This is a genomic window from Streptomyces hyderabadensis, from assembly GCF_020404845.1.
GTDB lineage: Bacteria > Actinomycetota > Actinomycetes > Streptomycetales > Streptomycetaceae > Streptomyces > Streptomyces hyderabadensis.
In genome coordinates, this window is the sequence record NZ_JAIOJZ010000011.1 from 117,557 (window position 1) to 144,203 (window position 26,647).

Consider the following 26,647-nt stretch of genomic DNA (forward strand, 5'->3'; position numbering starts at 1 on the left):
TCCGTACGCGGACATCCCGGTGACCTCGAGGGCGGGTCGGCGTACACATCGGACGGAGCGACCGGGCTTGTGCCGCGCGGCTCGTGGCCGTCCGGTTCGTCACTCCTTCGCGCTCTCGTCCCGTCGCCGGGATCTCAGGGATTCATCTCGCGAAGGAGATCTCCGTGACAGCGAAGTCGGCAGCCGCGGCGGCACGGGCCACCGTGTACGGCTATCCCCGCCAGGGCCGCAACCGTGAACTGAAGAAGGCCGTCGAGGGCTACTGGCAGGGGCGGGTCGGCGCCGACGCCCTCCGGTCGACCGCCGCCGGGCTGCGGCGGAGCACCTGGCGTCAGCTCGCCGACGCGGGCCTCCACGAGGTGCCCACCGGTGACTTCTCGTACTACGACCACGTCCTCGACACGACCGTCATGGTGGGCGCGATCCCGAAGCGGCACCGCGCGGCCGTCGACGCCGACGCGCTCGGCGGCTACTTCGCCATGGCCCGGGGCACCCAGGAGGTCGCGCCGCTGGAGATGACCAAGTGGTTCGACACCAACTACCACTACCTGGTCCCCGAGCTGGGCCCCGGCACCGTCTTCACGGCCGACTCCGCCAAGCAGGTGGCCGAGCTGACCGAAGCCCTCGCTCTCGGGCTGAGCGCACGGCCCGTGCTGGTCGGCCCCGTCACCTACCTCCTCCTGGCCAAGCCCGCCCCCGGCGTGCCCGCCGGCTTCGAACCGCTGACGCTGCTGGAGGCGCTGCTGCCCGTGTACGCCGAGGTGCTCGCCGACCTGCGGGCGGCCGGGGCCGAGTGGGTGCAGCTCGACGAGCCCGCACTGGTGCAGGACCGCACCCCGGCCGAACTGCAGGCCGCCGAGCGCTGCTACCGCGTGCTCGGCGGCCTCACCGACCGGCCGAAGCTGCTCGTGGCCTCCTACTTCGACCGGCTCGGCGACGCGCTTCCCGTCCTGGCCAAGGCACCGGTCGAAGGGCTCGCCCTGGACTTCACCGGGGCGGCCGCGGCCAACCTCGACGCACTCGCCGCGGTCGGCGGGCTGCCCGGCAAGCGACTGGTCGCCGGCGTCGTCGACGGCCGCAACGTCTGGATCAACGACCTGTCGAAGTCCCTGTCCACTCTCGGTACCCTCCTCGGACTCGCCGACCGGGTCGACGTGGCCGCCTCCTGCTCGCTGCTGCACGTGCCGCTCGACGCGTCCGCCGAGCGGGACGTCGAGCCGCAGATCCGGCGCTGGCTGGCCTTCGCCCGGCAGAAGACCGCCGAGGTCGTCACGCTCGCCGAGGCGCTCGCCCGGGGCACCGGCTCCGTCACCGCCGAACTCGCCGCCAACCGGGCCGACCTGGCCTCCCGTGCGGGATCGCCGATCACCCGCGACCCGGCCGTACGAGCCCGCGCCGCGGCCGTGACGGACGCCGACACCCGCCGCTCGCAGCCGTACGCCGAACGGAGCGCGGCCCAACGCGCCCGTCTCGGACTGCCGTTGCTGCCCACCACGACCATCGGCTCCTTCCCGCAGACCGGCGGACTCCGCCGGGCCCGCGCGGACCTGCGCGCGGGCCGCCTCGGCACCGGCGGCTACGAGGAGCGCATCGAGGCGGAGATCCAGGAGGTGATCTCCTTCCAGGAGACGACCGGCATCGACGTCCTGGTGCACGGCGAGCCCGAACGCAACGACATGGTCCAGTACTTCGCCGAACAGCTCACCGGCTGCCTCGCCACCCGGCACGGCTGGGTCCAGTCCTACGGCACCCGCTACGTCCGTCCGCCGATCCTGGCCGGGGACGTCTCCCGGCCCGAGCCGATGACGGTGCGCTGGACCTCCTACGCCCAGTCGCTGACCGAGCGCCCCGTCAAGGGCATGCTCACCGGGCCGGTCACCATGCTCGCCTGGTCCTTCGTCCGCGACGACCAGCCCCTCGCCGACACCGCCCGCCAGGTCGCCCTCGCCCTGCGCGACGAGGTCGCCGACCTGGAGGCGGCCGGGACGGCGGTCATCCAGGTCGACGAGCCCGCGCTGCGCGAGACCCTACCGCTGCGGGCCGCCGACCGTGCGGCGTACCTGGCGTGGGCCACCGAGGCCTTCCGGCTCACCACCACCGGAGTGCGTCCGGACACCCAGATCCACACCCACATGTGCTACGCCGAGTTCGGTGACATCGTGCAGGCGATCGACGACCTCGATGCCGACGTCATCAGCCTGGAGGCCGCCCGCTCCCACATGCAGGTCGCCCGCGAACTCGCCGCCCACGGCTACCCCCGCGAGGCCGGACCGGGGGTCTACGACATCCACTCCCCGCGCGTCCCCGGCGCCGACGAGGCCGCGGACCTGTTGCGCACCGGTCTGAAGGCGATCCCCGCGGAACGGTTGTGGGTCAATCCCGACTGCGGCCTGAAGACGCGCGGCTGGCCCGAGACCCGTGCCGCGCTGGAGAACCTGGTCGCCGCCGCCCGCACCGTCCGGAGTGAGCTGCCCGCCTCCTGAGCGCCCAACCCTCAGGCCCGGGCACGGGCGCGGCACCGTGCCCGGTGCCGCGCGGTCCCCGCACGCGTGTCAGGCGTCGGTGACCGTCGTGGTCACCGGTGTGCCGATCTCGACGGTCCGGCTCACGGTGCAGAGCCGGTCGTGGGAGGCCTTGACCGCGCGGGGCAGGATCGCGCGGGCGCGCTCGGCCCCCTCCTCGTCGTCCGGGAAGGCCACCGTGAACGCGACCTCGAGGTTCGTCATGCGGTTGCCCAGGTCGTCGACGACCTTGTCGCCCCTGACCGTCACGGAGAACCGGGTGGGCTCGGCGTGGCGGCCGGTGGCGGCATCGACGTCCACGGCCGTGCAGCCGCCGATCGCGGCCAGGAACAGCTCGACGGGGGTGAACCCGCTGTCCTGGCCGCCGTCCGGGGCCGTGCCGAAGGCGATCGATCCGCCGCGGGCGTTGGTCGCCACGTACTGGCCGCTGCTGGTGCGTTCGACGACGACGGAACGCTCCGAGTGTTCGCTCATGCCGTTCACATTAGTCACGGCCGGGGTCGGGCGCCCCCTCCCCCGCCCCGTCTTCGGCGCGCAGCAGACCGTCCTCCTCGTCGCCGACTGCACCACCCGGCGGGCGGGCCGCGTCTTCCTCGTGGCGGCGCGCCGGATCTGTCAGAGCGATGTCGGTGCCCGCGTCGGCGCCGTGCAGGGGCGCTGTCGGCGGCTGTCGGTGGGATGTCGGCGGCTCGTCGGCGGCGGCTGGCACCTTTCGGGAGGTGGCCGGCCGGAGCCAACCGGACGGCCCGATACCGAAGGAGTCACCATGCACACCCCAGTCACGATCATCGGCGCCGGGCTCGGCGGGCTGACGCTGGCCCGCGTCCTGCATGTCCACGCGATCCCGGTCACCGTCTACGAGGCCGACTCCTCCCCTTCGGCACGCGCGCAGGGCGGACTGCTCGACATTCACGACTACAACGGACAACTCGCGCTGGAGGAAGCCGGGTTGACGGACGAGTTCCGGGCCGTCGTGCTGCCCGGCCGCCAGGCGCTGCGGGTGCTCGACACGGACGGGACCGTGCTGCTCGACCAGCCCGACGACGGGACCGGCGGACGTCCGGAGGTCCAGCGCGGCGACCTGCGTCAGGTCCTGCTCGACTCGCTCCCGGCGGGCACCGTGCGGTGGGGGCACAAGGTCAGCGGTGCCCGCTCCCTGGGCGACGGGCGGCACGAGGTGACGTTCGCCGACGGCGGCACCGTCGTCACCGGCCTGCTGGTCGGTGCGGACGGCGCGTGGTCGCGCGTGCGGCCGCTGCTCTCCTGCGCCACACCCGAGTACATCGGCAAATCGGTCGTCGAGACCTACCTGTTCGACTCCGGCTCACGGCACCCGGCCGCCGCCAAGGCCGTCGGCGGCGGAATGCTGCTCGCCCCTTCGCCGGGCAAGGAGATATTCGCCCACCGGGAGAAGGACGACACTCTGCACGCCTACGTGGGGCTGGCCCGGCCCCGGGACTGGTTCGCCGCCGTCGACTTCGCCGATCCCGCCGCGGCCACCGCGCGGATCGCCCGGGAATTCGAGGGCTGGGCGCCGGAGCTGACGGCACTGATCACCGACAGCGACGTCGCACCGGTCCTGCGCTCCCTGTACGCCCTGCCGACCGGGCACCGGTGGGACCGGGTACCGGGTGTGACCCTGCTGGGCGACGCCGCCCACCTCTCCGCCCCCAACGGTGAGGGAGCCAACCTGGCGATGCTCGACGGTGCGGAACTGGGCGGGGCCATCGCGGCGCACCCCGGTGACGTCGAGACGGCGCTGACCGTGTACGAACGGGCCATGTTCCCCCGCAGCGCCGAGTCGGCCACCGACGAGATGCCCGGACTCGACTCCGCCGGCAACACGGCCCGGGGCCTGGTCGACCTGGTCACCGAGCACAGCGGGTGAGCCCGGGCGCCACCCGTGGCCGCGGGTGCCACCCGTGGCCGCGGGTGGCACCCGGTCGGCTTGATAGGCAAGCCATGACTTGCCTATAGTGGCGTCGTGGCCGACGAACTCTTCAGAGCGCTGAGTGACCGCACGCGCCGCATCATCCTCGACGAACTCGTGCAGAAGTCCGGACAGACCCTGTTCGAGATCTGCTCGCGGCTGAGCATGAAGCACCGGCTGGCCATCTCCCGCCAGGGGGTCTCCCAGCACCTCGCGGTGCTGGAGGCCGCCGGGCTCGTGCGGTCCCGGCGCGAGGGACGCTACAAGTACCACGACCTGAACACCGCGCCGCTGCGGCACATCACCGAGCGGTGGCCCGCCCCCGACGCGCCCGAACCCGAGGAGAAGACTCCATGAGGATCCACCTGACCAGCATCTTCGTCGACGACCAGGCCAAGGCGCTGAAGTTCTACACCGAGGTGCTCGGCTTCGTGAAGAAGCACGACGTTCCGGTGGGGGAACAGGACCGGTGGCTGACCGTCGTCTCCTCCGACGAGCCCGGCGGCACCGAGCTGCTGCTGGAGCCCGCGGGCCACCCGGCCGTCAAGCCCTACCGCGACGCCCTCGTCGAGGACGGCATCCCCCTCGCCCAGTTCGCCGTCGACGACGTCCACGCCGAGTACGAGCGAATGAGCGCACTCGGCGTCCGCTTCACCCAGGAGCCCCTGGAGATGGGCCCCGTCACCACCGCCGTCTTCGACGACACCTGCGGCAACCTGATCCAGATCTCCACCCAGCCGCAGTGACGGCCCGTCGCCGCGTCACCGCCCCGAGGCTCGCCACTCGGGGGCCAGCACCGCCCAGACCTGCTTGTCGTGACGCACGCCCGCGTACGGCCATGCCTCGCGTCGCACGCCCTCCAGGGTCATGCCGAGCCGTGCGGCGACCGCGGCGCTGCGGTCGTTGTCCGCGCGGCAGTGCCATTCGGCCCGGTGCAGCCCCCGGGTCGTGAAGGCCCAGTCCAGCAACAGGCCACAGGCCCGCGTGATCAGGCCGTGGCCCTCGGCCGACGGCTCCAGCCAGCAGCCGATCTCGCAGGTGCCGAAGGCGGCGTCGAAGTCGGTGAACATCACACCGCCCACCAGCGTCTCCGCACGCCAGATGCCGTACAGGCGGGCGCCGTCGCCGGCCTGACGTGCGGCGTACCGCTCCAGGGTGGCCCGCGCTCCCTGTATGTCGTCGGTGACGAACGCGGGCCCGACCCAGGGACGGATGTGCTCACGGGCCCGGTCCAGATGACCGGCGAACTCCTCGGCGTGCCACACCTCCAGCGGACCGAGACGAGCAGCGTCACCCAGCGACACCGAGAACATGAGGCCTCCCCGTTTGCACAACACTTGTTGTGTCAATGTACCGTGGCGCCATGCCACGCACCAAGGGAGATCACGAGGCCCGGCGGCGGGACGTCTCCGCGGCGGTGTGGCAGGTCATGGCCACCCGCGGTTTCGCCGGTCTGACCCTGCGCGCCGTCGCCGCCGAGCTGGGTGCGACCACGGGGCTGCTCACGCACTACTTCCCCACCAAGCGCGCCCTGCTCGCATACGCCCTCGACCTGCTGGAACGGCGCACGCTCGCCCGTCCCCGCCGAGACGCCGGCCAGGGCCTGGCCGCGTTCCGGGACGCCCTGCTGGACATCCTGCCGCTGACCTCCGGGGCCACCGACAGCAACCGGGTCTGGGTCTCGTCCTGGGACGCCGCGCTCTGCGACCCCGCCCTGACCGCCGACTACGCCCGCAAGTACGCCCAGGGCCGCGAGCGGCTGCGCGCCCGGGTGGCCGCCGCGCAGGATCTCGGCGAACTGCCCCCGGGCGACCCCGCCCGGATCGCGGCGAGCGCGCAGTCCTTCGTCCTCGGACTGGTGGTCCAGGCCCTCTTCGACCCCTCGGCCTTCCCGCCCGAGCGGCAGGTCGAGCTGCTGGACGGCTACCTGGCCGCGCTGACCGCCGAGGCGGGCAGCGACCGGGGCGGCGGCTGACGCCGGCCGTGCCCGCGCGGGAGCGCCGTCACGGGGACGAACCGCCGCGTCTGTCGTCGAGCATCCGCTCCAACCGGTCGAAGCGCTCGTGCAGCGTCCGGTTCGCCTGGCTGTACACCTCTTCGGCGGCCTCCTCGGCATGGCGCGCGAAGTGCCCCCGGCGTTCTTGTTCCCTTCCGACGAACCAGGTGGCCAGCGCGGCGGTGACCAGACCGAAGGAGGTGATTCCGGCGACCATCACCACCACGGCCACGAGCCGCCCCCACAAGGTCACGGGATACAGGTCGCCGTAGCCGACGGTCGTCGCGGTTTCCACGGACCACCACAGGGCCCGCGGATAGGTGGTCAGTTGCGCCCCCGGTGCGCCGCGCTCCGCCAGGACGGCGAGGTACGAACCGACGAGGACCACGACCGCCAGCAGGACCGTCGCGGCACACGAGGCCCTCGCGTGCAGCGAACCGCCCCGGCGTCCGAGCAGCAGGTCGACCAATCTGGCCAGGAGACCGGACAGCATGCGTCGCATGCTCCGTCACCGGCCGGGACGACGAGACGGCAACGCGCCGGTGCGCGTCGAACCCACCCGAACAGCCGCGGCGTCGCCGACGCGGGGACGCGCCTCCGTGTCGCGCGGTGCGCAGTCAGCCCCGCCGCGCCCGGGCGGCGTCGGGCAGCTCGCTCGCCTGGGCGACGATCTCCTCCAGGGCGGCCCCCGCGTGGTCGGCGTAGCTCCGCCCGTCGGGGTCGGCGATCCAGCGGCGGTAGGCGGTGTCGAGGGCGAGCAGCCCGACGGCCGCCAGGAACCGGGCGGCGGTCTCGCCGCGACCCTGTGCGCGCGCCTCGCTCTCGATGGCGCTCGCCAGCTCCGCGCTCTTGAGCAACTCGCGCTCACGCAACTCGGCGTGCGCGGCGATGACCGTCGCGCGGGTGGCCGAGACGGAGCGGTACTCGGACGGGAAGAAGACGCCGACCGCGTCCAGCACGGCCGCCACCACCTCGGCCGGCGGTGTCTCGGGCGGTATCGCGCGGACGGTCTCCGCCAGCCGTGCGGTCATGACGTCCTGGCCGAGGAAGAGAACCTCGCGCTTGTCGTTGCAGTGCCGGAAGAAGGTGCTCTTCGTCAGCCCCGCCCGCTCGGCGATGTCGTTGACCGTCGTCGCGTCGTAACCGCGCTCGGCGAACAGCGTGAGCGCTGCCCGGGCCAGCCGTTGCGGTGCGTTGGGTTCCCATCTCGCCATGCCCCCACACTAGGTCACGGGGCAAAGTCCCCTCGCCTGCCGGAGGACCTGCCAGTGGCAGCCGCACCGGCGCACCCCCGCCCGGCACACCGGAGGGGGCACGGTCCGCGTCAGTCGGACCCTGCCGGCGCGTCGTCGCCGAGGGCCGCGTCCAGCAGCGAACCGAGCTGGTCGAGCTGGGTGGCCGACAGGGCACGGAAGGAGGAGGCGATGACGTCGTCCACCACGCCCTGGCCCTCGGCGCGCAGCCGGGCGCCCTCGTCCGTGAGCCGGTGCCGCACCGCCCGCCCCGGTCCGGGCACCCGCTCGATCAGCCCCCGGTCGGCCATCCGGGCCGCCAGGGTGCCGAAGGACTGGTCGGTCTGGAAGGTCAGTACCGCGAGGTCGTGCAGCGAGGCGTCCGGCCGGCGGTGCAGGTGACGCAGGGTGTCCCACTGCACGAGCGAGAGCCCCAGAGGCGCCAGCGCACGGCTCAGCGCGCGGTGATGGCGGTACTGCAGGCGTTTGACGGCCAGGGCCACGTCGGAGGAGCGGTACGTCATGCGGGAGATTCTAAGCCATAGAACAGGTTGCTTATATCAGCACCCTTATATAAGGTTCCTGAGATAGCCGCTTCGGGCGACCCACGGACCACAGCGAAGGCAGGAACGATGAGCACTCCTCCGATCGACGCCGACACCTCCCGGCCTCCCCACACCCGAACCCTCCACGTCGGCTCGGCGGCCGCGGTCGAGGTCACCGTCCACGGCCTGGACCGCACCCGGCCGTTCCTCCTGCTGCACGGCGGAGGAGGCGTGCGGACCATGACCGCCTTCGCCGCCCTGCTGGCCCAGCGCACCCACTCCCACGTGCTGCTGCCCACCCACCCGGGGTTCGCGGGCACACCGAAGGCCGCCGGGCTGTCCGGCGTCGCCGGGCTGGCACGGACCTACGTCACGATGCTGGAGGAACTCGACCTCACCGACGTGACGGTGATCGGCAACTCCTTCGGCGGGTGGCTGGCCGCCGAGATGGCCCTGCTGAACAGCCCGCGCGTCAGCGGCGCCGTCGTCGTCGACGGAATCGGGATCGAGGTCCCGGGGCACCCGATGACCGACGTCGGCGGCCTCTCGCGGGCCGAACTCCTGGCGCACTCCTTCTACGACCCGAGCAGGGCATCCGTGCCGCCGGGCGGCGACGGCACCGGTCCGAGTCCCGACGTACGGGCGTTGATCGGCTACACCGGCCCGGCCATGTCCGACCCGGGCCTGGCCGAGCGGCTCGGGGCCCTGCACCTCCCGGTCCACGTCCTGTGGGGCGAGCACGACCGCATTGTCGATCCCGCGTACGGCGAGGCCTACGCCGCCGCGATCCCGGGGGCGAGGTTCACGCTCCTCCCCCGCACCGGCCACCTCCCGCAGGTCGAGACCCCCGAGGCCGTACTCGAAGCGCTCCTCGCCCCCGCCCGGAGCGGAACGCCGTGCGGTTACCCGTCGCCCCGGAGATAGCGGGTGATCATGGCGACCAGCTCCGCCTCCAGCCGTTCGACCTGGACCGGCCGCGGGCTCGCCATGAGCTTGTGGGTGTTCATCTCGACGGTTCCCACGACGAGTTCAGCGGCCGTGTCGAGGTCCTGCACGCGGACGTCCGGGTGGCGGGCGAAAACCTCGCGCACCTGACCGACCCGCATCTTGCCGTGCCGGTCGATCGCTTCGATCAGTTCGCTGGAGGCCGGCGCTTCCTCGAACATGATCCGCAGCAGCTGCGGGTCGTCGCGGTGGTGGTCGATCGCGTCCCGGACCAGCGACCGGACCACCTCCGGCAGGCTGCCGGGGGCCATGTCCAGCTCGTCGGCGCCCGTCCACGCGCCACGGTCGATGTGCCGGACCAGCAGCTCGGCCAGGATGGCGTCCTTGTTCGGGAAGTACTGGTACAGCGAGCCGATGGACATCCCGGCGCGCTCGGCGATCCGGTTGGTGGTGCCGGCGGCGTAGCCGTAGTCGGCGAAAACGTGAGCAGCGGCGCTGAGGATGCGCTCACGGGTGAGTTCGGCGCGGACCTGTCGAGGCTTGCGACGTGGGGCGAGACGGCGGTCGGCGGACGTCATCCATGGATCCTTCCGGGCAGCGGAAAGCGAGTAGCCAAGAGGTGAGCTATTGCTCAGAATAGTGCCATGAGCTGCGGAAACAAGCGGTCCGAGTCGCTCATACCGGGATGCGGGCCGGTCGGCCCCGGACTGAAGAGGAACGACATGCGACAGCACACCTTCCGGCCGGACGCGCTGCGCCGGCTCGCCTCCGTGGCGGAGATCGAGGCGGTCGTCGGCCGCCCGACCGCGATGATCATGGGCAAGCAGATCGGTTCCCTCGACGCGGGCTGCCGCGCCGTCCTGGCCTGCAGTCCGATCGCGGCCTTCGGCCACCTCGGCGCGGACGGCACCCCCCGGACCACCTTCGTCGGCGGCGCCCCCGGTTTCGCGCGCGTCCACTCCCCCCGGCGGTTCTCCTTCCCCGGTGCCGGGCCGGCCGACGGTCCGGTCTCGCTGTTCTTCCTGCTGCCCGGCGTGGGCGAGGTACTGCGCGTCAACGGCACCGCGTCCGCCCAGGGGGGCGGGGAGACCGCCGTGGACGTCACCGAGGCGTACGTGCACTGCGCGCAGGCCGTCATCCGCTCCGGCCTGTGGGAACCGCCCGCCCCGGCCCGGGCGGCCGGGGCGGCACCGGGCGAAGGGCCGTTGTCCGGCCCCGGCGTGAGCGACTTCCTGAGCGCGTCGCCCTTCCTGGCCCTGTCCACGTGGGACGCGGACGGCGGCAGCGACACCAGCCCGCGCGGAGAACGGCAGCCGGTGGCCCGTGTCCTGGACGGCCGCACGCTGGTCCTGGCCGACCGCAGGGGCAACAAGCGCGCGGACACCCTGCACAACCTGCTGCGGGACGACCGGCTCTCGCTGGCCGCACTCGTCCCCGGCCGCAGCGGCGTGCTGCACGTCCACGGCCGGGCCGCCATCACCGACGACGCCGCCCTGCTGGAGACGATGGCGCTGCGCGGTGTGCCACCGCAGCTCGCGCTCGTCATCGATGTGGAGCACGCCGAGGTGAGCGGCAACGACGCGGTGGCCGGTGCGCGCCTGTGGACGCCCGAAGGACGGGCCGCCCGCGGCCGGGTACCCGACATGATGGCCCTGGGCAGCGCGCATCTGGCCGCCAACTCGGCGGAGTCCGGACGCCTTTCGGCACGGCTGATCGGGTTCGTCACCGCCCTGCCCGGAGTGAGCCGGCTGATGCGGAAGGTCGTCGACCGCGCCTACCTCTCCGGGCTGCGCAAGGAGGGCTACGAGGACGTCCGGGCCCCCGCGGCCGCCGACCGCGGCGACGGGTCCCGGGGCGAGGCGGCGGGGAGCCCCCTGCGGCCGGTGCGGGTAGTAGAGATACGCCAGGAGACACCCTCGGTCCGCACCCTGGTCCTTGCGGACGCGGCCGGGCAGGCCGGGCCGTTCGACTTCCACCCCGGGCAGTTCTTCACCCTGGTCGCGGACGTGGACGGCCGTCCGGTACGGCGCGCCTACTCGGCCTCTTCGGTCCCCGGCGCGCCCCGTCTGGAACTGACCGTGAAGCAGGTGCGGGGCGGTCTCTTCTCCACGCACGCCCACCGCGACCTGCGTCCCGGGGACCGCCTCGCGGTGCGCGGCCCCTCGGGTGCCTTCCACGCCCGGGCCCAGGAGCCCGGCCACCTGGTGCTGATCGCGGCCGGCAGCGGCATCACACCCATGATGAGCATGATCCGGACCCGCCTGTCCGCACCGGCGCCGGCCGGGCGGATCGATCTGCTCTACAGCAGCCGGAGCCCCGAGGACATCATCTTCGCCGACGAGTTGACCCGGCTGGAGAAGGACCTTCCGGACCGGCTGACGGTCACTCACGTCCTCACCGGCCGCGACGGCCGACTCGACGCCGAGGGGGTCCGCCGGTGGGTGACCGGTCTGCCCCTGTCCGACGGCACCCATCACTACGTCTGCGGGCCCGAGGCGCTGATGGACACCGTCGAGGACGTCCTGCGGGGTCTCGGTGTGCCGGACGGGCGCATGCACCAGGAACGCTTCACCGGCGGCGCGACCGCGCTCACCGCCGAGGCGCCCCGGGACATGAGCATCGAGGAGGACGGCAAGGTCGTCGGCGCGACCGTGGTCGAGCCCGGCCAGACACTGCTCGACGCCGGGCTCGCCGCGGGACTGCCCATGCCGTACTCCTGCACCGTCGGCAGCTGCGGCGAGTGCATGGCACGTGTGCGCGACGGGGACGTCACTCAGCCCGAGGACACGTGCCTCACGCCGGAGCAGCGGGCCGACGGGTACGTGCTGACGTGCCTGGGCTGTCCGCTGTCGGCGGTGTCGCTCGACATCTCCGGCCCGAGGGACCCCGGCGGTCTCCGACCGACCGCCCCGTAGCCGCCGAGGGTGGCGTCCGCGCCGTCTCCGAGGCCGGCGACGAAGACGTTCGTCACCTTCTCTTCAGTCCCGCATCGGACACCCAAGCGGCCCATGGCATGGTGTGGGCATGCCGACTCCGACCGACAGGTACTCAGGGATGTCTCGCCCGCAGGACGATCGAATGTGGGCACTGTCCCGGCACGTTGCGGTGGTTGCCGCACTCGGTGTCGCCCTGTTCCTGCTGACCGCCTGTCTGGTGTGGGCCGCCCTGGGATGTCCGGCGCTCACCGGCCCGCATGCCCTGGCGGCCGACAAGAGGTTCGATCTCATCAAGATATCCCTGTCCGTGGTCGCCGGCGTGGGCGGTGCACTGGCCCTCGTCGTCGCCTACCGCAGGCAGCGGATCGCCGAGGCCGCCGAACGCAGGGAGGACGTCCGCCTGTTCAACGAGCGCTTCGTCACGGCGAGTTCACAGCTGGGCCATGAGCTGCCGATGGTCCGGCTCGCCGGGATCCACGCCCTGGCCTCGCTCGCCGACGACTGGCCCGAACAGCGCCAGGTCTGCATCGACGTGCTCTGTGCCTATGTGCGCATGCCCTACGTGCCCTCCGACACCCCCTGGTACCACGACGAGGAGACTGAGATACGCCTCTCCCTGACCGGAATCATCGCCGCGCACCTGCGTGAGGGTGCCCCGACGAGCTGGCAGGGTCACGACTTCGACTTCACCCGCGCCGTCCTGCGGGCGGCGGACTTCAGCGGGGCCCGCTTCTCGGGTGGCCGCGTCTCGTTCAGCCTGGTGCGCTTCACCGGAGGATGGGTGTCCTTCGACGACGCCCACTTCAGCGGCGGCCGGGTGACCTTCGGCGGAACCGACTTCGCCGGCGGCCGGGTCACGTTCGCGCGCACGACGTTCAGCGGCTCGGAGATCTCCTTCGACGGCGCCGAGTTCAACGGCGCCCAGGTCTCCTTCCTCGGCGCCCGCTTCACGGGCGGACTGGTCGACCTGTCGGGGGCCGACCCCGACCGTCTCGGAACGCCCCCGGAGTTCGACGCCTGGCAGACCCCTCCGCCGAGCCTGATGCCGCCCGCGACGGTGAACTCGAACAGACCGGCCTGAAGTCCTGCGTCGTCGGGGTCAGTTCGCTACGCGGATGATGGTCCTGCCGTGTCTGCCGCGGCCGGGAGCGAAGGCCGCGGGAGCTTCGGCCAGCGGGCGCACCTCCCCGACGGCCGGCCGGAGCCGCCCCTGCCTCACCCGCCGCACGAGTTCGCCGAGTCGGGCCCGGTCGGGTTCGACGACGAAGAAGACGGCCCGGCCGTTCTCCGGCCGGACCTCGGGCGGTGCGGCGATGGTGACGAGGGTGCCGCCGGCCCGGACCAGCGCCGCCGAGCGGTGCAGGACCTCGCCGCCGATGACGTCGAACACGACGTCGGCCTCTCCCGCGTCCTCCAGCCGCTCGGACTCCAGGTCGAGGAAGACGTCGGCGCCGAGGGCCAGACTGGTGTCCCGGTCGGCGGAACGCCCGGTGGCGACCACCCGGGCGCCTGCCTCGCGTGCGAGCTGGACCGCGAGCGAGCCGACGCTTCCCGCGGCGCCGTGGATCACCACGGTCTGCCCCGTGGTGAGCCGTCCGTGGTCGAACAGGCCCTGCCACGCGGTCAGACCCGAGATGGGCAGCGCGGCGGCCACGGTGTGGTCGACGCCCGCGGGAAGGGGCGCCAGGTTGCGGGCCTCCACGGCGGTGTACTCGGCCAGCGTTCCGTTGCGCGTCCAGTCGGCCATGCCGAACACCCGCTGGCCGACGGTGAGCCCCGTGGTTCCGTAGCCCAGTTCCTCGACCACCCCCGACAGTTCGTGTCCGGGGACGCTCGGTGTCCGGTCGCGGCCGGCCCGGTCGGTCCAGGTACCGGGCCAGTCCAGCTCTCCGCGCGTGAAGCCGGCGGCGTGCACCCGCACGACGACGTCGTTCTCGGCGGCGTGCGGATACGGCAGTTCCGTCAGGGCGAGCCCGTCGGCACCCGCCTCGCGGTCGTGAACGGTGATGGCTTGCATAAGAGGTCCCCGCAGCGTGCGGCGGTCGTCGGGCACACGATGCCCGTGCGCGCTCGCGTCGGCACACCGTGCGTCGTCATCTCGACCGTATGCCCACCCCACTCCCCCCGTGTGGGCCACTTCGACGGCGACCGGACGAGCCACTTGCGGCCAGCTCGGCGGCGATGCCGTCCAGCAGGGTGTCCAGGACCACCGGGTAGGCGCTGTGCGGCATCCGGGCCGCGAGCCGGTCGGCGGTCGCGGCGATGTTCGGGTGGGACGCGGCGGGCAGCCGGGCGTAGGTGGACGCCCACATCTCCTCGTCGGCCCTGCGGGCGTCGTCCGGAAGGGCCAGCGCACCGGCGTCGAGCGCGGCGAAGGCCAGGGTCAGGTCGATGAACGCGTGGTAGAAGCGCACGGCGGCCGGGTCGCTCAGCCCCGCGCCCCGCAGGAGACCGAGGATCACCTCGTCCACGGCGATCTCGCGCGGGCGTCCGCTCACCCGGCTGGCGGTGAGCACGGCGGCCTGGGGGTGGGCCAGGTAGCAGGAGTGCAGGGCGAGGCCGAGGGAACGCAGGTCCGCGCGCCAGTCACGGCCCCCCGACCAGCCGTCCAGGGCCCGTCCCATCAGCTCGTTGCCGACGGCCCGTGCCAGGTCGTCCATGCCCGCGAAGTAGCGGTACAGGGCGCTCGGGTCCGCCCCCAGCGCCGCCCCCAGCCGCCGGGCGGTCAGCCCGGCGGTGCCGTGCTCGCGCAGGACCCGCAGGGCGGTCTGCACGATGAGGTCCTCCGAGAGCACCGCGCCCTGCCGTGTCGGCCTGCGTCTGCGGCGCGCCTCCTCGGGCACCACCTTCTTCGGCATCCGCCACCTCCGTCCGCGGCCGCGCCGTATCCCGGCGACCCTTATGCCAACACGGTTGACCTTATAGCAGGGGGCCCGGTTGCATCGGGTCCCTCCGGAGGCAGCGGCCTCCCGCACGAAAGGTCTCCGTCATGCGCGTGCTTCTCGTCGGCGCGGGCGGTGTCGGCACCGCCGTCACCCGGATCGCGGCCCGCAGGAGGTTCCTGACCCACATGGTCGTGGCCGACTACAACCACTCCCGGGCACGGGCGGCGGTCGACGCGCTGCCGGGAGAGGGGGACCGGTTCAGTGCCCTGCGCCTCGACGCCTCCGACGAGGACGCGGTACGGCGGGCGCTCTCGGAGCACCGGTGCGACATCCTGCTGAACGCCACGGATCCGCGGTTCGTCATGCCCTTGTTCCGGGCGGCCCTGGCCGCCGGGACCCACTACCTGGACATGGCCATGTCGCTGTCCGCTCCGCACGCCGCTCGGCCGTACGAGGAGTGCGGTGTCAAGCTCGGCGACGCGCAGTTCGAACTGGCCGAGCGGTGGGCCGAGTCGGGGCGCACGGCCCTGGTGGGCATGGGGGTGGAGCCGGGGCTGTCCGACGTCTTCGCCCGGTACGCCGCGGACGAGCTCTTCGACGAGATCGATGAGATCGGCGTCCGCGACGGCGCCGACCTGCGGGTGGAGGGCTACGAGTTCGCCCCGTCCTTCAGCATCTGGACCACCATCGAGGAGTGCTTGAACCCTCCGGTGGTCTACGAGAGGGACCGCGGCTGGTTCACCACCGCCCCGTTCAGCGAGCCGGAGGTGTTCGACTTCCCCGAGGGGATCGGACCGGTGGAGTGCGTGAACGTGGAGCACGAGGAGGTGCTGCTGATCCCCCGCTGGGTGGACGCCCGGCGCGTCACGTTCAAGTACGGCCTCGGAGACGCCTTCATCGCCCGGCTCAAGACCCTCCACGAGCTGGGCCTGGACTCGACCGGCCCGGTCACCGTGCGGGGCGAGGACGGACCGGTGCGGGTCTCGCCGCGTGACGTGGTCGCCGCGTGCCTCCCGGACCCCGCGGGTCTGGGCGACAGGATGACCGGCAAGACCTGCGCCGGCACCTGGGTCACCGGCACCAGGAACGGCAGGCCGCGCGAGGTCTACCTGTACCACGTGGTCGACAACCAGTGGTCCATGCGCGAGTACGGGTCGCAGGCGGTGGTCTGGCAGACGGCCGTCAACCCGGTCGTCGCCCTCGAACTGCTCGCCACCGGCGCCTGGTCCGGCGCCGGTGTCCTCGGTGCCGAGGCGCTGCCGGCCCGCCCGTTCCTCGACCTGCTCACCGAGTACGGCTCGCCCTGGGGCCTGCGCGAGCAGGTCTGAACGGGACTTGTACCGGCAGCACCCCTAGGCTGCTGCCCCGCACGGGTGTCTGCCGGAGGGGGACGTAGTGCCACGGTCCGACGCAGCTGTCAGGTCGCGTACCCGCCTGCTGTTGATGTACCACCTCACGCCGCAGGTGGACGTGCCCGACGAGATGCTCCGCCCGCTGTCCGAGGCGCTCGGTCTCGGCCGGTTCACCGCCCACGTCGAGGCGGCCGAACTGCTGCTGCCCCGGCTGGTGCTGCACGAGCGCGTCCGCGAGATCACGCTGCCGCCGAACGCGGTGCGGGTCGACGGTGCGGCCATCACCCTGGCCGTCACGCCGCGCCGGGACCCGCTGCTCTTCGTGGACGTGGAGATCGCGGACGACGCCGACGGCTCGGCGGAGATCGCCGAAACCCTGTACGCCACCTGGCAGAACCGCTCCGCCACCCGCGTCGACGGCGTGCCGCTGACCGAGTGGCTCGACGGGCGCCTGCGGGCCCGCGGCATCCCGGACCGGCCCGCCGGCCGGCCGCCGCTCGCCTTCGGGCGCAACGTCCACCAGAGCGTGTTCCCCGGAGCGGCCCTCGCCCGGCGTCTGCTGGCCGAGCACGTGCCCGGCGACGCGGTCGGCCAGGACGTGCTGACCATCGTGCTGCGCGGCACGCTGGACAGCGGCACCGGCGCCACACTGGGCATTCGGCGGCCCGAGACGCTGAACAACGCGGGGCAGACCATGGTCGCGCACGGCAGGGGCGTGTCCTTGATCGTCGGCTTCGCACCGCCGGTGGAGAACGCGTTCGGGCTGGCCGCCGCCGGCATCCTCACCGCGGTCGCGGCCGTGCACCGCATCCGGCGGCAGGCGTTCGAGGCACTGGACCTCGACCGGGCCGCGGCCGTCGAGACGACGGACGACGCCCGCGCCCTGGTCGGGCAGCTCTCGCGCCGGCTCAACGACCTCCAGCTCGATCTGAGCTTCAGCGTCGAGGCCTACGCCGACACGATCCTCATCCCGGAGCTGCTGGTCGAGAGCTTCCACTCGTCGTTGCGCGACGTCTCGTCGCTGGCGGACGCGCTGGCCAACACCTCCCGCATCGTCGAGCGCGTGAACGCCGTGCTCGCCACGCGCCGCGTCGACCTCGAGACGGCCTCCCAGCAGTACGCCGAGGACCGGGACCGGGTGCTGGCCGCGGTGATCGCCGTCGGCTCGCTCATCGCGCTGCCGCCCGCGCTGCTGCTGGCGTACTTCGGCGTCAACAGCAGCGACGTCGACTCCGACCGGTCGATCCTGGACATCCGGCACTACGGCGTCGCGTACGCGATCGCATGGTTGCCGTTCCTGCTGCTGATCGTGGTCGGCCTGGTCGCACGCCGCCGCATATCGCTGCGCCTGTCCGACCCCGGCGCCCCCGCTCCCGGCCGACGCACCCGGCGCCTCCGGCTCCGGCGGTCACGGCACCGCGACCGGTGACGCCGTCGGGTGAACCGGCGGAGATCAACTGATCGGCGCAGCAATGAATCGATTCGCCGGGTGAACGGCGCCTCCGTGGACCGAAACGGCTCGGCGGAGCTGAAACCCTGGGCCTCGCATCGGCAACGGATCGACGGACACGGGCAGTTCGGCCGCCGGTCCCCCACTGAACGGAGCTCACCTTGTCACCTCGTCGTATCGTGACCAGCGCCCTCGCCTCCCTCGCCCTGGCGCTCGCCTCCGCCGGGGCGGTCACCCTGAGCGCCGGCCCAGCCGCAGCGAATCCCTGCGGCTTCTACGAGACCGCCTCCGACGCCTACTACAACCACTGCACCTCGGACGGCTCGCACATCGTCATCGAGATCGACGACTGGGGGCCCAACAGTGAGCAGTGCGTGGGGCCCGGCGTGACGTGGATCGGCTCCAGCTCAGACATCGACGGCGCCTGGTACACCGGCCGCACCTGCTGAACCCCGCCCGATCGTTCCGGGCCGCTAGGGTGTGCGGGATGACGTTGGAACTCGTACAGGTGAACTTCAAGGCCCGGGACGACTCGGCGCTCGGCCGCTTCTGGGCCCAGGCGCTCGGCTGGAGCATGTCGAGCGAAGGGCCGGGCGTCACCAACCTGGAACCAGCGGGCTTCGACTGGCCGGACCCGTCCGCCGTCTGCGTCGATCTCGTCCGTGTCCCGGACCCGGAGTCGGTGAAGTACCGGGTGCACATCGAGCTGGCCACCACCTCCGACGCCCATCAGGCGGAGTTGGTCGGCCGCCTGGAGGAACTCGGGGCGACGCACGCCGACTTGGGCGGGGACGGTATGCCGTGGACGGTGATGAGGGACCCCGAGGGCAACATGTTCAGCGTCCTGGAGCCCCGCGAGCTCTACCGGGACACGGGGCCTGTCGCGGCGGTGGTCGTGGCCTGCGCCGACCCACGGGAGATGGCCCGGTTCTGGGGCGGGGCGATCGACTGGACGGTCCACCGGCTGACCGACGACGGCGCTCTGCTGCGCTCCGCCAAGGGAGTGGGGCCCTACCTCGAATTCCGCCGCACCTCGGACGACGACGTCGTGTGGAACCGCATCCATCTCGACGTGATGTCGGACCCGGTCGAGGACCAGGCGAGGGAGGTCGCCCGGCTCGAAGGTCTCGGCGCGACACGGGCCGACGTGGGGCAGGGTGACGTCTCCTGGGTCGTCATGGCCGATCCCGCGGGCAACGAGTTCTGCGTCCTCGGCCGGGGCTGACCCGCCGCGCGGGCGCCGACTCGACGACGGCCGCCGGGAAGGGGAGGGCCGGGCACCCTGCCGGACCCTCCCCGTCCGGGCGTCAGCGGCGGCGGCCGAAGACCCGTCGGTCCGTGCCCAGATCCAGGAAGACAGTCTCTCCGGTCGCGTCGTCGAGGCCGTCGTTGTCGGTGACGGCGTAGACGTGGCCGTCACCGCCCACCGCGAGACCTTCGAGCTTCTCCTGCGTCCAGCCGTTCGTGGCCCGCAGGTCGGGCAGCACGTCGTGCGCGAGCCTCTTCGGCAGGACCGGCAGGGCCCCGTCGGGCGCCGCCGACGCGGGCAGGTCGACGGTGTAGATCCGCTTGACCGAGGCGGCCGGGCCGTTGAGCTTGTCGCGCTCGATGACCGCGAGCCGGTCTCCGACCACCGTGATCTCGGAGAGCCCCATCCAGTCACCGGGCGTGCTGGTGGATTCGAGCCGGTAGCCGTACCAGCTCCAGGTGCCGGCGGTCACGTCGTAGCGTCCCAGCCGTACGACGCCCGCCGGGTCGCCCTCGGCCTCGCGCTGGAGGGCGGCCCAGAGGATCTCGTGGCCGCGCCGGTCCGTGGTGGCGGTGACCCCCTCGAAGCCCTGCTTGCCGAGGCCCGCGGCGACGTCCGCGGGCAGCGTGACGACCTGCCGGGTCACACCCCCCGCGTCGAGCCGGACGAGCTTGTTGTCCGCGCCCGTCCCGCCCTCGACGGCGAGCCAGAAGCCGCCCTGCGGCCGGGCGTGGATGCCCTCGGCGTCATAGCCGACGGGCCGGCCGGCGGAGTCCTTGACGGTCAGCTCCCGCGTGACGACCGCGGGGCGGCGGGCCGTGTCGACGGTGAGGACGCGGGTGGTGGCGTACGCGGCGTCGGTGACCGTGTAGAGCTGGTGCGGCTTGCCGGGCACCGCGGACAGCGCACCGAGCGCTCCCCAGCCGATCGGGGCGCCGTGGGCGTCGTCGGCCGAGACGATGCCGGGGAACGAGGCGGTGCGGGCGGTGCCCCGCCCCAGTCGGAACAGGCTCACCGAGGCGCGCACACCCGCCTCCGCGTCGTCCTCCTCGCTGGAGACCGCGAGCAGTGAGCGCGACGGGATCGGCAGCAGGCCCTCGGGGCCGTTGGTGGCGGGCAGTATCTGACGGAAGACCGGCCGGGTGGGGCGGCTGACGTCGTAGACCGCGACGAAGTTGTCGCGCTCCGAGCCGACGAAGGCGTAGGGCACGCCGTCGTACTCGGCGATCGCGATGCCCTCCGGCTCGGAGCCCTTCTTCCCGGCCCGGTCCTCGTTGTGCAGGCCGTGGCGGACGGCGAGCCGCTCGAAGCCGTTGCCCGCGTCCCAGACGGGCCTGCCGGTGCGGCTGTCGAACACGGACCAGCCGCGGGTACCGCCGCGCCAGTCGCCCTCGTTGGCGGTGGCGAGGTAGCGGTCGTCGATCCAGCCGACGGCGTCGGGCTCGCGCGGGACGTCCTCGATGGAGCCGGTCTGGTCGATCCTGCCGTCGTCGGCGGTGTCGATGCCGCGCACCGAGGCCGTGCCGGCGCTGAACGCCTTGGTGATCCGGCCGGTCGGCAGGTCGACGAGGACGACGCCGTTGTTCTCCTGGAGCGTCACGGCGAGCTGGTTGCGGCCGTTGACAGAGACGTACTCCGGCTCGGGGTCCGTCGGTTCGGTGATGCCGGCCTCGGCCAGCACCGGCAGGGCCCGGCCGTCGGCCCGGGTCAGCGCAACCGCCCGGGTCCGCCAGTGCGCGGGCGGGGCGCCCCGGCCCAGGTCGAGGATCTGCACGAAGCCGGCCGGTGCCTGCGGCAGGTCGCCCTCGTCGCGGCCGGGCGGGGTCGCCTCCTCGTCCCGCTCGTTCTCGATCGCGACGGCGGCGTACCGCTTGTCCTTGCTGAGCGCGATGGAGTCGGGCTGGCCGCCGAGGTCGAAGCTCGCCACCCGCTCGCGGTCGCGCAGGGAGACCACGTCGAGCCGGCCGGAGGGCTGGGCGTGGCTCACGCTGGTGTTGACGACCACGAGCACGTACTGGCCCACCACGGTCACCGAGGTCGGCTCGTCCTCGGCGTCGCCGAGCCGGGCCAGCGACAGGGTGCCGAGGCCGCGCGGGCGGTCGGGGTCGGTGATGTCCAGGAAGCCGATCCGCCGGGCCACCGCGTCGGTGTGGACGAGGGTGCGGCCGTCCTCGCTGACCGCGGATATCTCCGCGACGGTCCCGGCCGCCGCGTCCTCACCGGCCGGACGGTTCTGGAAGACCGGGTAGGTGGCGGTGCGCTCGAACAGGCCCGGCCGCCGCAGCTGTTGCTGCTGCTGCCCGGGGCGGGACTGCTCCGCCTGCGCCGCTCCCGTGGTCGCCAGGGTGCCGGCGGCCACGACCAGGGCGGTCAGTGCGGCGCGGGTTCTCTTGCTCTTGGGGGACATCTTTCCTCCGGTCAGGTCCACTCCGTCGGGGCACGTTTTCAGCCGCGGACGAGTGCTCCGAGGACGGTGGGTGAACGGCGGGTGAAGCCCAGGAGGCCCGAAACCCGAGGCTCGGGGTGGAGCCCAGGAGGCCCGGGGCCCGGGGCTCGGGGTCGCCCGCTGCGGCGGTCGGGCGGGGACGCCGCTCGGGGCGGTCTCGGCGGAGGGACGGGTGCGTGCGCCGAGTACTGCCGTTCGTCCCGCTGTCGCTGTTCACCGCCGGCTGCGGTGTGGACCCGGCACCGGCACCGCACTGAGCGGCAACCGGTGGCGCGGCCGTCCGGATCCGGTGTGCGCGGCATGACACCGCCGCGCACACCGCGCAGAATGGGTTCCGTCGGCGGAGGGAGCGGCGTGGGCGTGCACGGGTCGACGGACGTCGCCTCGGGGATGCGGGAGGCGGCACGTGCGCTGCTCGCCGTCCTGGAGCCGGAGCAGGTGCGTGTGCTGCGCGTGGCCCCCGGCCGGCTGGACGCGCCGGAACTGCGCGAGTGGACCTATCTGCCGGGTCCGCGTCCCGGGCTCTGCACCGACGGGCTCGACGGCCGGCAGCGCGAGGCGGTCGACGTGCTCCTGGCCACGGCGCACAGCGCGGCGGGTGCTGAGCTGGTGCGCGGTGCGATCGAGGTGGAACGGCACCGTCGCGGCCTGCCGGGATCCCCGGGCGCGGACCGTTACTGGGTGCGGCTGCTCGGCGACCCGGACGGTGACGAGCCCTGGGGCTGGCGGATGAACGGCCACCATCTCGCCGTCCACGTACTGGTCACGGCGGCCGGGGTCCGGGTGACGCCGCACTTCGTCGGCTCGGAACCGGCTCGCATCGGCACCGGCCCGCGGGCGGGCCACCGGCTCCTCGGTCCGGAGGAGGACCTGGCCAGGCGGCTGGTCACGGGCCTGCACGGCACCGCGCGGAGGTCGGCGGTCTTCTCCGCAACGCCGCCGGACGACATCCTGACCCGGGCCGATCCGTTCGCCGATCCGGGGCTGCTGCCGGACGGTCTGGCGTACGACCGCATGGCGCCCGGGCAGCAGCGGCTCCTGGAGCGTCTGGTGCGCCGCTATCTCGACCGCGCGCCCGCGGCGTACGGGCAGGAGTGCTGGTCCGACGCCGTGCGCCGTGGGCTGAGCACCCTCGCCTTCGCCTGGGCCGGCGGCCTCGAGCCCGGCGACCGGCACTACTACTGCGTGCGCGCCCCGGATTTCCTGATCGAGTACGACAACACCCAGGACGGCGGCAACCACGCCCACTCGGTCTGGCGGCACGTCCGCCACGACTGGGGAGCCGACCTGCTCCGGGGGCACTACACGGACCGGCACGCCTAGCGTCACCCCGTCTACTGCGCGTGCGGGGCGTCCACGCGCTCCAGCAGGCGGACGGTCACGGTGTCCCCCTGCTCCTTGCCGATCGCCTTGCGGACCTCCGCCTTCACGGGCAGCTTGTGCGTGCCGTCGCCCAGGGCCATGAAGGAACCCCGGAACGGATGACCGTCGATCGTGCCCCGGACCTTCACCAGGCCGCGGGTGCCGAAGCAGGCGACCGACTCGGGCCACACGACGTAGGTCCAGCCGCCCTGGGCCGGGCTCTTCAGCAGGGTCGCGGTGAACTGCTCGTCCATCTCGGATACCGCCTGTTCGGTAGTTCTGCCGGTGTCACCAGGTAGGACCGGGGCAGGCAGGAAAACTCATCGCTCCGGCGAGGCCAGCCTCCGTTCCTTTTTTATGCGGCAGCGTTGACAAAGTTTCACTTCACCTCATCAATATGTAACCACGGTGCCCCACTGGCAAGAGGTGCGGCGCAGATACCTTCGGAGGGGAACCATGGGTGCCCACACCGCAGTTGCGCGACCGCCGGGGCCCGCCCGCCCGGACCCTGGCGGGGCACCCGCTTCCGGCAGGCCGCGCCGGCGACGCGACGACCGGAGGGTGGCGTGGCTGTTCCTGGCGCCCGCGCTGGTGGGCTTCGCGCTGTTCTACGCCTATCCGACGGTGCGCGGCGTCTACTACTCGCTCACCGACTACAACCTCCTGGCCGCTCCGGACTTCACCGGCGCGGAGAACTACCGGGACCTGGTGAGCGACGAGCAGTTCTGGAACGCGCTCAAGGTCACCGGCTACTACGTCGTGGTCAACATCGGATCGCAGACCGTGCTGGGGCTGCTCCTGGCCACGCTCATGCACCGGCTGACCCGCTCGGTGGCCCTGCGCGCCATGCTGCTGCTGCCCTGGCTCGTGCCCAACGTGACCGTCGGTCTCCTGTGGCTGTGGCTGCTGGACACCAACCTCGGCTTCGTCAACCATCTCCTGAACGCGCTCGGCATGGGCACCACCGGCTTCTTCTCCTCGCCGGACTGGGCCATGCCGTCCATCGCCGCCGTCAACACCTGGGCGTACACCGGATACACGGCGCTGCTGCTGTACGCCGGGATGCTGCAGATCCCGCAGCACCTGTACGAGAGCGCGTCCCTGGACGGTGCCGGTGAGTTCCGGATGTTCACGAGGATCACGCTGCCGCTGCTGCGGCCCGTGCTCGCTCTGGTGCTGGTGGTGTCGATGATCGGCTCCTTCCAGATCTTCGACACGATCGCGGTGACCACCCGCGGCGGGCCGGTGGGGGCGACCCGGGTCATCTACTACTACATCTACGAGCAGGCCTTCACCTACTTCCACATGGGCTACGCCTCCGCCGTGGCCGTGATGCTCGCCCTGATCCTCGGCGTGCTGACGGCGGTGCAGATGCGCCTGTTGCGCGCTTCCCGCTCGGACCTGGCCTGAGGAGGCGGACGTGACACAGACACAGACACAGACACGGGCTCTGACCGGAGCGAAGGGCGTTGCCCGGACCCGGCCCCGGACCCGCAGAGCCGTCTCGCCGGGACGCGTCGCCGCCTGGGTGGTGCTCGTCGTCGCGCTGGTGGCGACCGTCTTCCCGTTCTACTGGATGGTCCGCACCGCCCTGACCCCGGCGGCCGACCTCTACTCCGACTCCACCGGGCTCGTCCCCCAGCACCCGACCACGATCAACTTCCTGCGGGTCCTGGGCCTGACCAGCCAGGAGGAGGCCATGGCCGCCGGCGGGTCGGGCGCGCAGGTGGACTTCCTGCGCTACCTGCTCAACTCCGTGGTCTACAGCGGTCTGATCGCCGTACTGCAGACGCTGTGCTGCGCCATGGCCGGCTACGCCTTTGCCAGGCTGCGCTTCCCCGGCCGCGACGCGGTGTTCGGCGTGCTGATCGCCGCGCTCATGGTGCCGCCGATCTTCACGGTCATGCCGAACTTCGTCCTGGTGAAGAACCTCGACTGGCTCAACACCTTCGCCGGCATGGTCGCGCCGAGTGTGCTGATGACGCCGTTCGCCATCTTCTTCCTGCGCCAGTTCTTCCTGTCGATCCCCCGCGAGGTGGAGGAGGCCGCGGTCCTCGACGGGGTGGGCGCCTGGGGCCTGTTCTGGCGGGTGGTGCTGCCCATGAGCCGCGGCCCGCTGCTGACCATCGGGCTCACCACCACCGTGTGGGCCTGGAAGGACTACCTGTGGCCGCTGCTGACCGGCCGGGACGAGGAGACCCGGGTGCTCACCGTGGCGCTCGGCATCTTCCAGCAGCAGTCGCCCAACACCTCGCCCGACTGGACGGGGCTGATGGCCGGCTCGACGCTGTCGGTGCTGCCCGTCCTGGTCCTGCTGATCCTGCTCGGCCGGCGTCTGGTCGAGTCGCTCAACTTCACCGGCGTCAAATAAGCCCAGCACGCGGCACCAGCCAGAGAGGCCTCACCCATGACATCCCTGCGCCAGCGCGTCGGCGCGGCCCTGCTGTGCCTGGCCGCCTCGGCCACCCTCGTCTCCTGCGGCAGCGACGACGACGCGGCCGACGGCTCCGTCACCCTCGACTACTGGCTGTGGGACGACCGGCAGCTGCCCGCCTACCAGGACTGCGCGGCCGCCTTCCACCGCGCCAACCCCCGCATCACCGTCGAGTTCACCCAGACCGCCTGGACCCAGTACTGGCAGAACCTCACCACCGAGCTGGTGTCCGGCGACGCCCCGGACGTGTGGACGAACCAGTCCACCTACTCCGCGACCTACGTCTCCGGCGGCCAGGTCCTGGACCTCCAGCCCTATGTGGAGCGGGACCGGGTGGACCTCTCCGGCTACCAGGCCGGCCTCACCGAGCCCTGGGTCAAGGACGGCAAACGCTACGGCCTGCCGAAGGACTGGGACACGGTGGGGCTGGTCTACAACACGGCGATGCTCGAGGAGCAGGGCATGGACGCCGGCCGGTTGGCGAAGCTGACCTGGAACCCCTCCGACGGCGGCACCCTGGAGCAGGTCATCGCCAGAGCGACGCTGGACGACAAGGGGCGCAACGGTCTCGACCCCGGCTTCGACAAGGACCACGTCGAGGTCTACGGCTTCCTGCCGGAGTGGGCCGACGGCTCCCAGGGGCAGAACGGCTGGGGCGAGTTCGCCGCCGCCAACGGCTTCCAGTACCTGGACAAGAACCCGTGGGGCACGCACTACCGCTACGACGATCCCAAGCTGGTCGAGACCATCTCCTGGTTCAAGCACCTGATCGACAAGGGGTACGCACCGCGCCTGGACCAGCAGTCGAAGATGGCCAACTCCGAGCTGCTCGCGGCCGGCAAGGGCGCCATGACGGTCGCGGGTTCCTACGCCATCTCCAGCTACACCGGTCCGAAGCTGAAGCAGCAGTTCGCCTTCGCGCCGATGCCGGTCGGTCCGGCCGGCCGCAAGAGCGCCGTCAACGGTCTCTCGGACGCCATCTGGGCGGGCAGCAAGCACAAGGAGGAGGCCTGGAAGTGGGTGAAGTTCCTGGCCTCGGCCGACTGCCAGAACCTGGTCGCGAAGCGGGCCGTGGTCTTCCCCGCGCTCAAGTCCGCCACCGAGAAGGCGCTCGCCGCCCACCGGGCCAGGGGCGAGGACGTCCATGTCTTCACCGACGCCGTCGCGGCGAAGGACGGCACGTTCCTGCTGCCCATCACCGAGCACGGCACCGAGATCGATCCCCTCGTCCAGGACGCCATCCAGTCGGCGATCCTCGGTCAGACCTCGCCGCAAGATGCCCTGGAAGCGGCGAACGACAAGGTGAACGCCCTCTTCCGATAGCCGTCCCGACCCGCCCGGCGCGGGCGTTCACCCGGCGCAC

General features: G+C 72.3%; 26 protein-coding genes. 16 read left to right on the plus strand and 10 right to left on the minus strand.

All coding sequences use genetic code 11. The annotated features are described in order from the left end of the window. Window positions 1-164: 164 nt before the first annotated feature. A complete protein-coding gene (gene metE, locus K7854_RS11390) occupies window positions 165-2,483 on the plus strand; it encodes a 5-methyltetrahydropteroyltriglutamate--homocysteine S-methyltransferase (RefSeq protein WP_226026293.1) in 2,319 nt (772 codons plus the stop codon). A gap of 69 nt (window positions 2,484-2,552) precedes the next feature. Here metE and K7854_RS11395 read toward each other — a convergent pair whose 3' ends face one another. Beyond that, window positions 2,553-2,996: an OsmC family protein gene (locus tag K7854_RS11395; RefSeq protein ID WP_226026294.1), complete on the minus strand. Its 444-nt coding sequence runs from the start codon at window positions 2,994-2,996 to the stop codon at window positions 2,553-2,555. A 292-nt stretch (window positions 2,997-3,288) separates the two neighbouring features. Between K7854_RS11395 and K7854_RS11400 the strand changes: the two genes are divergently transcribed. From K7854_RS11400 to K7854_RS11410, 3 genes are all read left to right on the plus strand, one after another. After that, window positions 3,289-4,410, plus strand: a complete 1,122-nt coding sequence (locus tag K7854_RS11400) for an FAD-dependent oxidoreductase (protein ID WP_226026295.1) — start codon at window positions 3,289-3,291, stop codon at window positions 4,408-4,410. 96 nt (window positions 4,411-4,506) lie between these two features. Continuing rightward, window positions 4,507-4,809: an ArsR/SmtB family transcription factor gene (locus K7854_RS11405; protein WP_226026296.1), complete on the plus strand. Its 303-nt coding sequence runs from the start codon at window positions 4,507-4,509 to the stop codon at window positions 4,807-4,809. Then, the gene (locus tag K7854_RS11410) at window positions 4,806-5,198 is read left to right on the plus strand and encodes a VOC family protein (protein WP_226026297.1); all 393 of its coding nucleotides are present in this window, start codon (window positions 4,806-4,808) and stop codon (window positions 5,196-5,198) included. The genes K7854_RS11405 and K7854_RS11410 overlap by 4 nt, the downstream gene beginning before the upstream one ends. A gap of 15 nt (window positions 5,199-5,213) precedes the next feature. Here K7854_RS11410 and K7854_RS11415 read toward each other — a convergent pair whose 3' ends face one another. After that, window positions 5,214-5,765 (minus strand): GNAT family N-acetyltransferase, encoded by a 552-nt coding sequence (locus tag K7854_RS11415; RefSeq protein WP_226026298.1) that lies wholly within the window; start codon window positions 5,763-5,765, stop codon window positions 5,214-5,216. 50 nt (window positions 5,766-5,815) lie between these two features. On the opposite strand from K7854_RS11415, the gene K7854_RS11420 reads away from it, so the two are divergent. Beyond that, a complete protein-coding gene (locus tag K7854_RS11420; protein WP_226026299.1) occupies window positions 5,816-6,427 on the plus strand; it encodes a TetR/AcrR family transcriptional regulator in 612 nt (203 codons plus the stop codon). A gap of 28 nt (window positions 6,428-6,455) precedes the next feature. Here the strand turns inward: K7854_RS11420 and K7854_RS11425 are convergent, their stop codons facing one another. From K7854_RS11425 to K7854_RS11435, 3 genes are all read right to left on the minus strand, one after another. Next, on the minus strand, window positions 6,456-6,941 hold the full coding sequence (locus K7854_RS11425; RefSeq protein ID WP_372481022.1) for a potassium channel family protein: 486 nt from the start codon (window positions 6,939-6,941) through the stop codon (window positions 6,456-6,458). A 124-nt stretch (window positions 6,942-7,065) separates the two neighbouring features. Beyond that, the gene (locus K7854_RS11430) at window positions 7,066-7,662 is read right to left on the minus strand and encodes a TetR/AcrR family transcriptional regulator (protein ID WP_226026301.1); all 597 of its coding nucleotides are present in this window, start codon (window positions 7,660-7,662) and stop codon (window positions 7,066-7,068) included. Between the two features lie 110 nt (window positions 7,663-7,772). Further along, window positions 7,773-8,204, minus strand: a complete 432-nt coding sequence (locus K7854_RS11435) for a MarR family winged helix-turn-helix transcriptional regulator (RefSeq protein WP_226026302.1) — start codon at window positions 8,202-8,204, stop codon at window positions 7,773-7,775. Window positions 8,205-8,312: 108 nt separating this feature from the next. Here K7854_RS11435 and K7854_RS11440 point away from each other — a divergent pair, with 108 nt between their 5' ends. Beyond that, entirely contained in the window at window positions 8,313-9,149 is an 837-nt protein-coding gene (locus K7854_RS11440) for an alpha/beta fold hydrolase (RefSeq protein WP_226026303.1), read from the plus strand. On the opposite strand, the gene K7854_RS11445 is transcribed toward K7854_RS11440, so the two are convergent. Continuing rightward, entirely contained in the window at window positions 9,128-9,748 is a 621-nt protein-coding gene (locus tag K7854_RS11445; RefSeq protein WP_226026304.1) for a TetR/AcrR family transcriptional regulator, read from the minus strand. The genes K7854_RS11440 and K7854_RS11445 overlap by 22 nt on opposite strands. Window positions 9,749-9,892: 144 nt before the next feature. On the opposite strand from K7854_RS11445, the gene K7854_RS11450 reads away from it, so the two are divergent. Both K7854_RS11450 and K7854_RS11455 read left to right on the plus strand, forming a co-directional pair. Next, on the plus strand, window positions 9,893-12,085 hold the full coding sequence (locus K7854_RS11450) for a 2Fe-2S iron-sulfur cluster-binding protein (protein ID WP_226026305.1): 2,193 nt from the start codon (window positions 9,893-9,895) through the stop codon (window positions 12,083-12,085). A 163-nt stretch (window positions 12,086-12,248) separates the two neighbouring features. Beyond that, on the plus strand, window positions 12,249-13,187 hold the full coding sequence (locus K7854_RS11455; protein WP_226026306.1) for a pentapeptide repeat-containing protein: 939 nt from the start codon (window positions 12,249-12,251) through the stop codon (window positions 13,185-13,187). 18 nt (window positions 13,188-13,205) lie between these two features. On the opposite strand, the gene K7854_RS11460 is transcribed toward K7854_RS11455, so the two are convergent. Together K7854_RS11460 and K7854_RS11465 are read right to left on the minus strand one after the other, a co-directional pair. Beyond that, window positions 13,206-14,123, minus strand: coding sequence for an NADP-dependent oxidoreductase (locus K7854_RS11460; protein WP_226026307.1), 918 nt, complete (start codon window positions 14,121-14,123; stop codon window positions 13,206-13,208). 76 nt (window positions 14,124-14,199) lie between these two features. Continuing rightward, the gene (locus K7854_RS11465; protein WP_226026308.1) at window positions 14,200-14,964 is read right to left on the minus strand and encodes a TetR/AcrR family transcriptional regulator; all 765 of its coding nucleotides are present in this window, start codon (window positions 14,962-14,964) and stop codon (window positions 14,200-14,202) included. 131 nt (window positions 14,965-15,095) lie between these two features. Between K7854_RS11465 and K7854_RS11470 the strand changes: the two genes are divergently transcribed. The 4 genes from K7854_RS11470 (at window position 15,096) to K7854_RS11485 (ending at window position 19,018) form a co-directional block, all read left to right on the plus strand. Further along, entirely contained in the window at window positions 15,096-16,319 is a 1,224-nt protein-coding gene (locus K7854_RS11470) for a saccharopine dehydrogenase family protein (protein ID WP_226026309.1), read from the plus strand. A 115-nt stretch (window positions 16,320-16,434) separates the two neighbouring features. After that, window positions 16,435-17,772 (plus strand): hypothetical protein, encoded by a 1,338-nt coding sequence (locus K7854_RS11475; RefSeq protein ID WP_226026310.1) that lies wholly within the window; start codon window positions 16,435-16,437, stop codon window positions 17,770-17,772. A gap of 182 nt (window positions 17,773-17,954) precedes the next feature. Then, a complete protein-coding gene (locus tag K7854_RS11480) occupies window positions 17,955-18,242 on the plus strand; it encodes a DUF6355 family natural product biosynthesis protein (RefSeq protein ID WP_226026311.1) in 288 nt (95 codons plus the stop codon). Between the two features lie 38 nt (window positions 18,243-18,280). After that, entirely contained in the window at window positions 18,281-19,018 is a 738-nt protein-coding gene (locus K7854_RS11485; RefSeq protein ID WP_226026312.1) for a VOC family protein, read from the plus strand. A gap of 82 nt (window positions 19,019-19,100) precedes the next feature. Here K7854_RS11485 and K7854_RS11490 read toward each other — a convergent pair whose 3' ends face one another. Beyond that, entirely contained in the window at window positions 19,101-21,449 is a 2,349-nt protein-coding gene (locus K7854_RS11490) for an esterase-like activity of phytase family protein (protein ID WP_226026313.1), read from the minus strand. A 399-nt stretch (window positions 21,450-21,848) separates the two neighbouring features. Between K7854_RS11490 and K7854_RS11495 the strand changes: the two genes are divergently transcribed. Then, window positions 21,849-22,811, plus strand: coding sequence for a DUF3500 domain-containing protein (locus K7854_RS11495; RefSeq protein WP_226026314.1), 963 nt, complete (start codon window positions 21,849-21,851; stop codon window positions 22,809-22,811). Between the two features lie 11 nt (window positions 22,812-22,822). On the opposite strand, the gene K7854_RS11500 is transcribed toward K7854_RS11495, so the two are convergent. Next, window positions 22,823-23,104 (minus strand): DUF1905 domain-containing protein, encoded by a 282-nt coding sequence (locus K7854_RS11500; RefSeq protein WP_226026315.1) that lies wholly within the window; start codon window positions 23,102-23,104, stop codon window positions 22,823-22,825. Between the two features lie 202 nt (window positions 23,105-23,306). On the opposite strand from K7854_RS11500, the gene K7854_RS11505 reads away from it, so the two are divergent. Genes K7854_RS11505 through K7854_RS11515 form a run of 3 tightly spaced genes read left to right on the plus strand, consistent with a single transcriptional unit; the run spans window position 23,307 to window position 26,607 of the window. Continuing rightward, window positions 23,307-24,260, plus strand: coding sequence for a carbohydrate ABC transporter permease (locus K7854_RS11505; RefSeq protein ID WP_226026316.1), 954 nt, complete (start codon window positions 23,307-23,309; stop codon window positions 24,258-24,260). 10 nt (window positions 24,261-24,270) lie between these two features. After that, entirely contained in the window at window positions 24,271-25,221 is a 951-nt protein-coding gene (locus tag K7854_RS11510) for a carbohydrate ABC transporter permease (RefSeq protein WP_226026317.1), read from the plus strand. A gap of 36 nt (window positions 25,222-25,257) precedes the next feature. Next, window positions 25,258-26,607 carry an ABC transporter substrate-binding protein gene (locus K7854_RS11515; protein WP_226026318.1) on the plus strand — a complete coding sequence of 450 codons (1,350 nt, stop codon included), beginning with the start codon at window positions 25,258-25,260 and terminating at the stop codon, window positions 26,605-26,607. Window positions 26,608-26,647: the final 40 nt, after the last annotated feature.

Coding starts and splice junctions, on each gene's coding strand:
- K7854_RS11435 (WP_226026302.1), bottom strand. CDS start 8,204: ATGACGTACCGCTCCTCCGACGTGGCCCTGGCCGTCAAACGCCTGCAG.
- K7854_RS11485 (WP_226026312.1), top strand. CDS start 18,281: ATGACGTTGGAACTCGTACAGGTGAACTTCAAGGCCCGGGACGACTCG.
- K7854_RS11410 (WP_226026297.1), top strand. CDS start 4,806: ATGAGGATCCACCTGACCAGCATCTTCGTCGACGACCAGGCCAAGGCG.
- K7854_RS11395 (WP_226026294.1), bottom strand. CDS start 2,996: ATGAGCGAACACTCGGAGCGTTCCGTCGTCGTCGAACGCACCAGCAGC.
- K7854_RS11440 (WP_226026303.1), top strand. CDS start 8,313: ATGAGCACTCCTCCGATCGACGCCGACACCTCCCGGCCTCCCCACACC.
- K7854_RS11420 (WP_226026299.1), top strand. CDS start 5,816: ATGCCACGCACCAAGGGAGATCACGAGGCCCGGCGGCGGGACGTCTCC.
- K7854_RS11465 (WP_226026308.1), bottom strand. CDS start 14,964: ATGCCGAAGAAGGTGGTGCCCGAGGAGGCGCGCCGCAGACGCAGGCCG.
- K7854_RS11460 (WP_226026307.1), bottom strand. CDS start 14,123: ATGCAAGCCATCACCGTTCACGACCGCGAGGCGGGTGCCGACGGGCTC.
- K7854_RS11415 (WP_226026298.1), bottom strand. CDS start 5,765: ATGTTCTCGGTGTCGCTGGGTGACGCTGCTCGTCTCGGTCCGCTGGAG.
- K7854_RS11445 (WP_226026304.1), bottom strand. CDS start 9,748: ATGACGTCCGCCGACCGCCGTCTCGCCCCACGTCGCAAGCCTCGACAG.
- K7854_RS11430 (WP_226026301.1), bottom strand. CDS start 7,662: ATGGCGAGATGGGAACCCAACGCACCGCAACGGCTGGCCCGGGCAGCG.
- K7854_RS11400 (WP_226026295.1), top strand. CDS start 3,289: ATGCACACCCCAGTCACGATCATCGGCGCCGGGCTCGGCGGGCTGACG.
- K7854_RS11515 (WP_226026318.1), top strand. CDS start 25,258: ATGACATCCCTGCGCCAGCGCGTCGGCGCGGCCCTGCTGTGCCTGGCC.
- K7854_RS11500 (WP_226026315.1), bottom strand. CDS start 23,104: ATGGACGAGCAGTTCACCGCGACCCTGCTGAAGAGCCCGGCCCAGGGC.
- K7854_RS11455 (WP_226026306.1), top strand. CDS start 12,249: ATGTGGGCACTGTCCCGGCACGTTGCGGTGGTTGCCGCACTCGGTGTC.
- K7854_RS11490 (WP_226026313.1), bottom strand. CDS start 21,449: ATGTCCCCCAAGAGCAAGAGAACCCGCGCCGCACTGACCGCCCTGGTC.
- K7854_RS11505 (WP_226026316.1), top strand. CDS start 23,307: ATGGGTGCCCACACCGCAGTTGCGCGACCGCCGGGGCCCGCCCGCCCG.
- K7854_RS11425 (WP_372481022.1), bottom strand. CDS start 6,941: ATGCTGTCCGGTCTCCTGGCCAGATTGGTCGACCTGCTGCTCGGACGC.
- K7854_RS11475 (WP_226026310.1), top strand. CDS start 16,435: ATGTACCACCTCACGCCGCAGGTGGACGTGCCCGACGAGATGCTCCGC.
- K7854_RS11450 (WP_226026305.1), top strand. CDS start 9,893: ATGCGACAGCACACCTTCCGGCCGGACGCGCTGCGCCGGCTCGCCTCC.
- K7854_RS11470 (WP_226026309.1), top strand. CDS start 15,096: ATGCGCGTGCTTCTCGTCGGCGCGGGCGGTGTCGGCACCGCCGTCACC.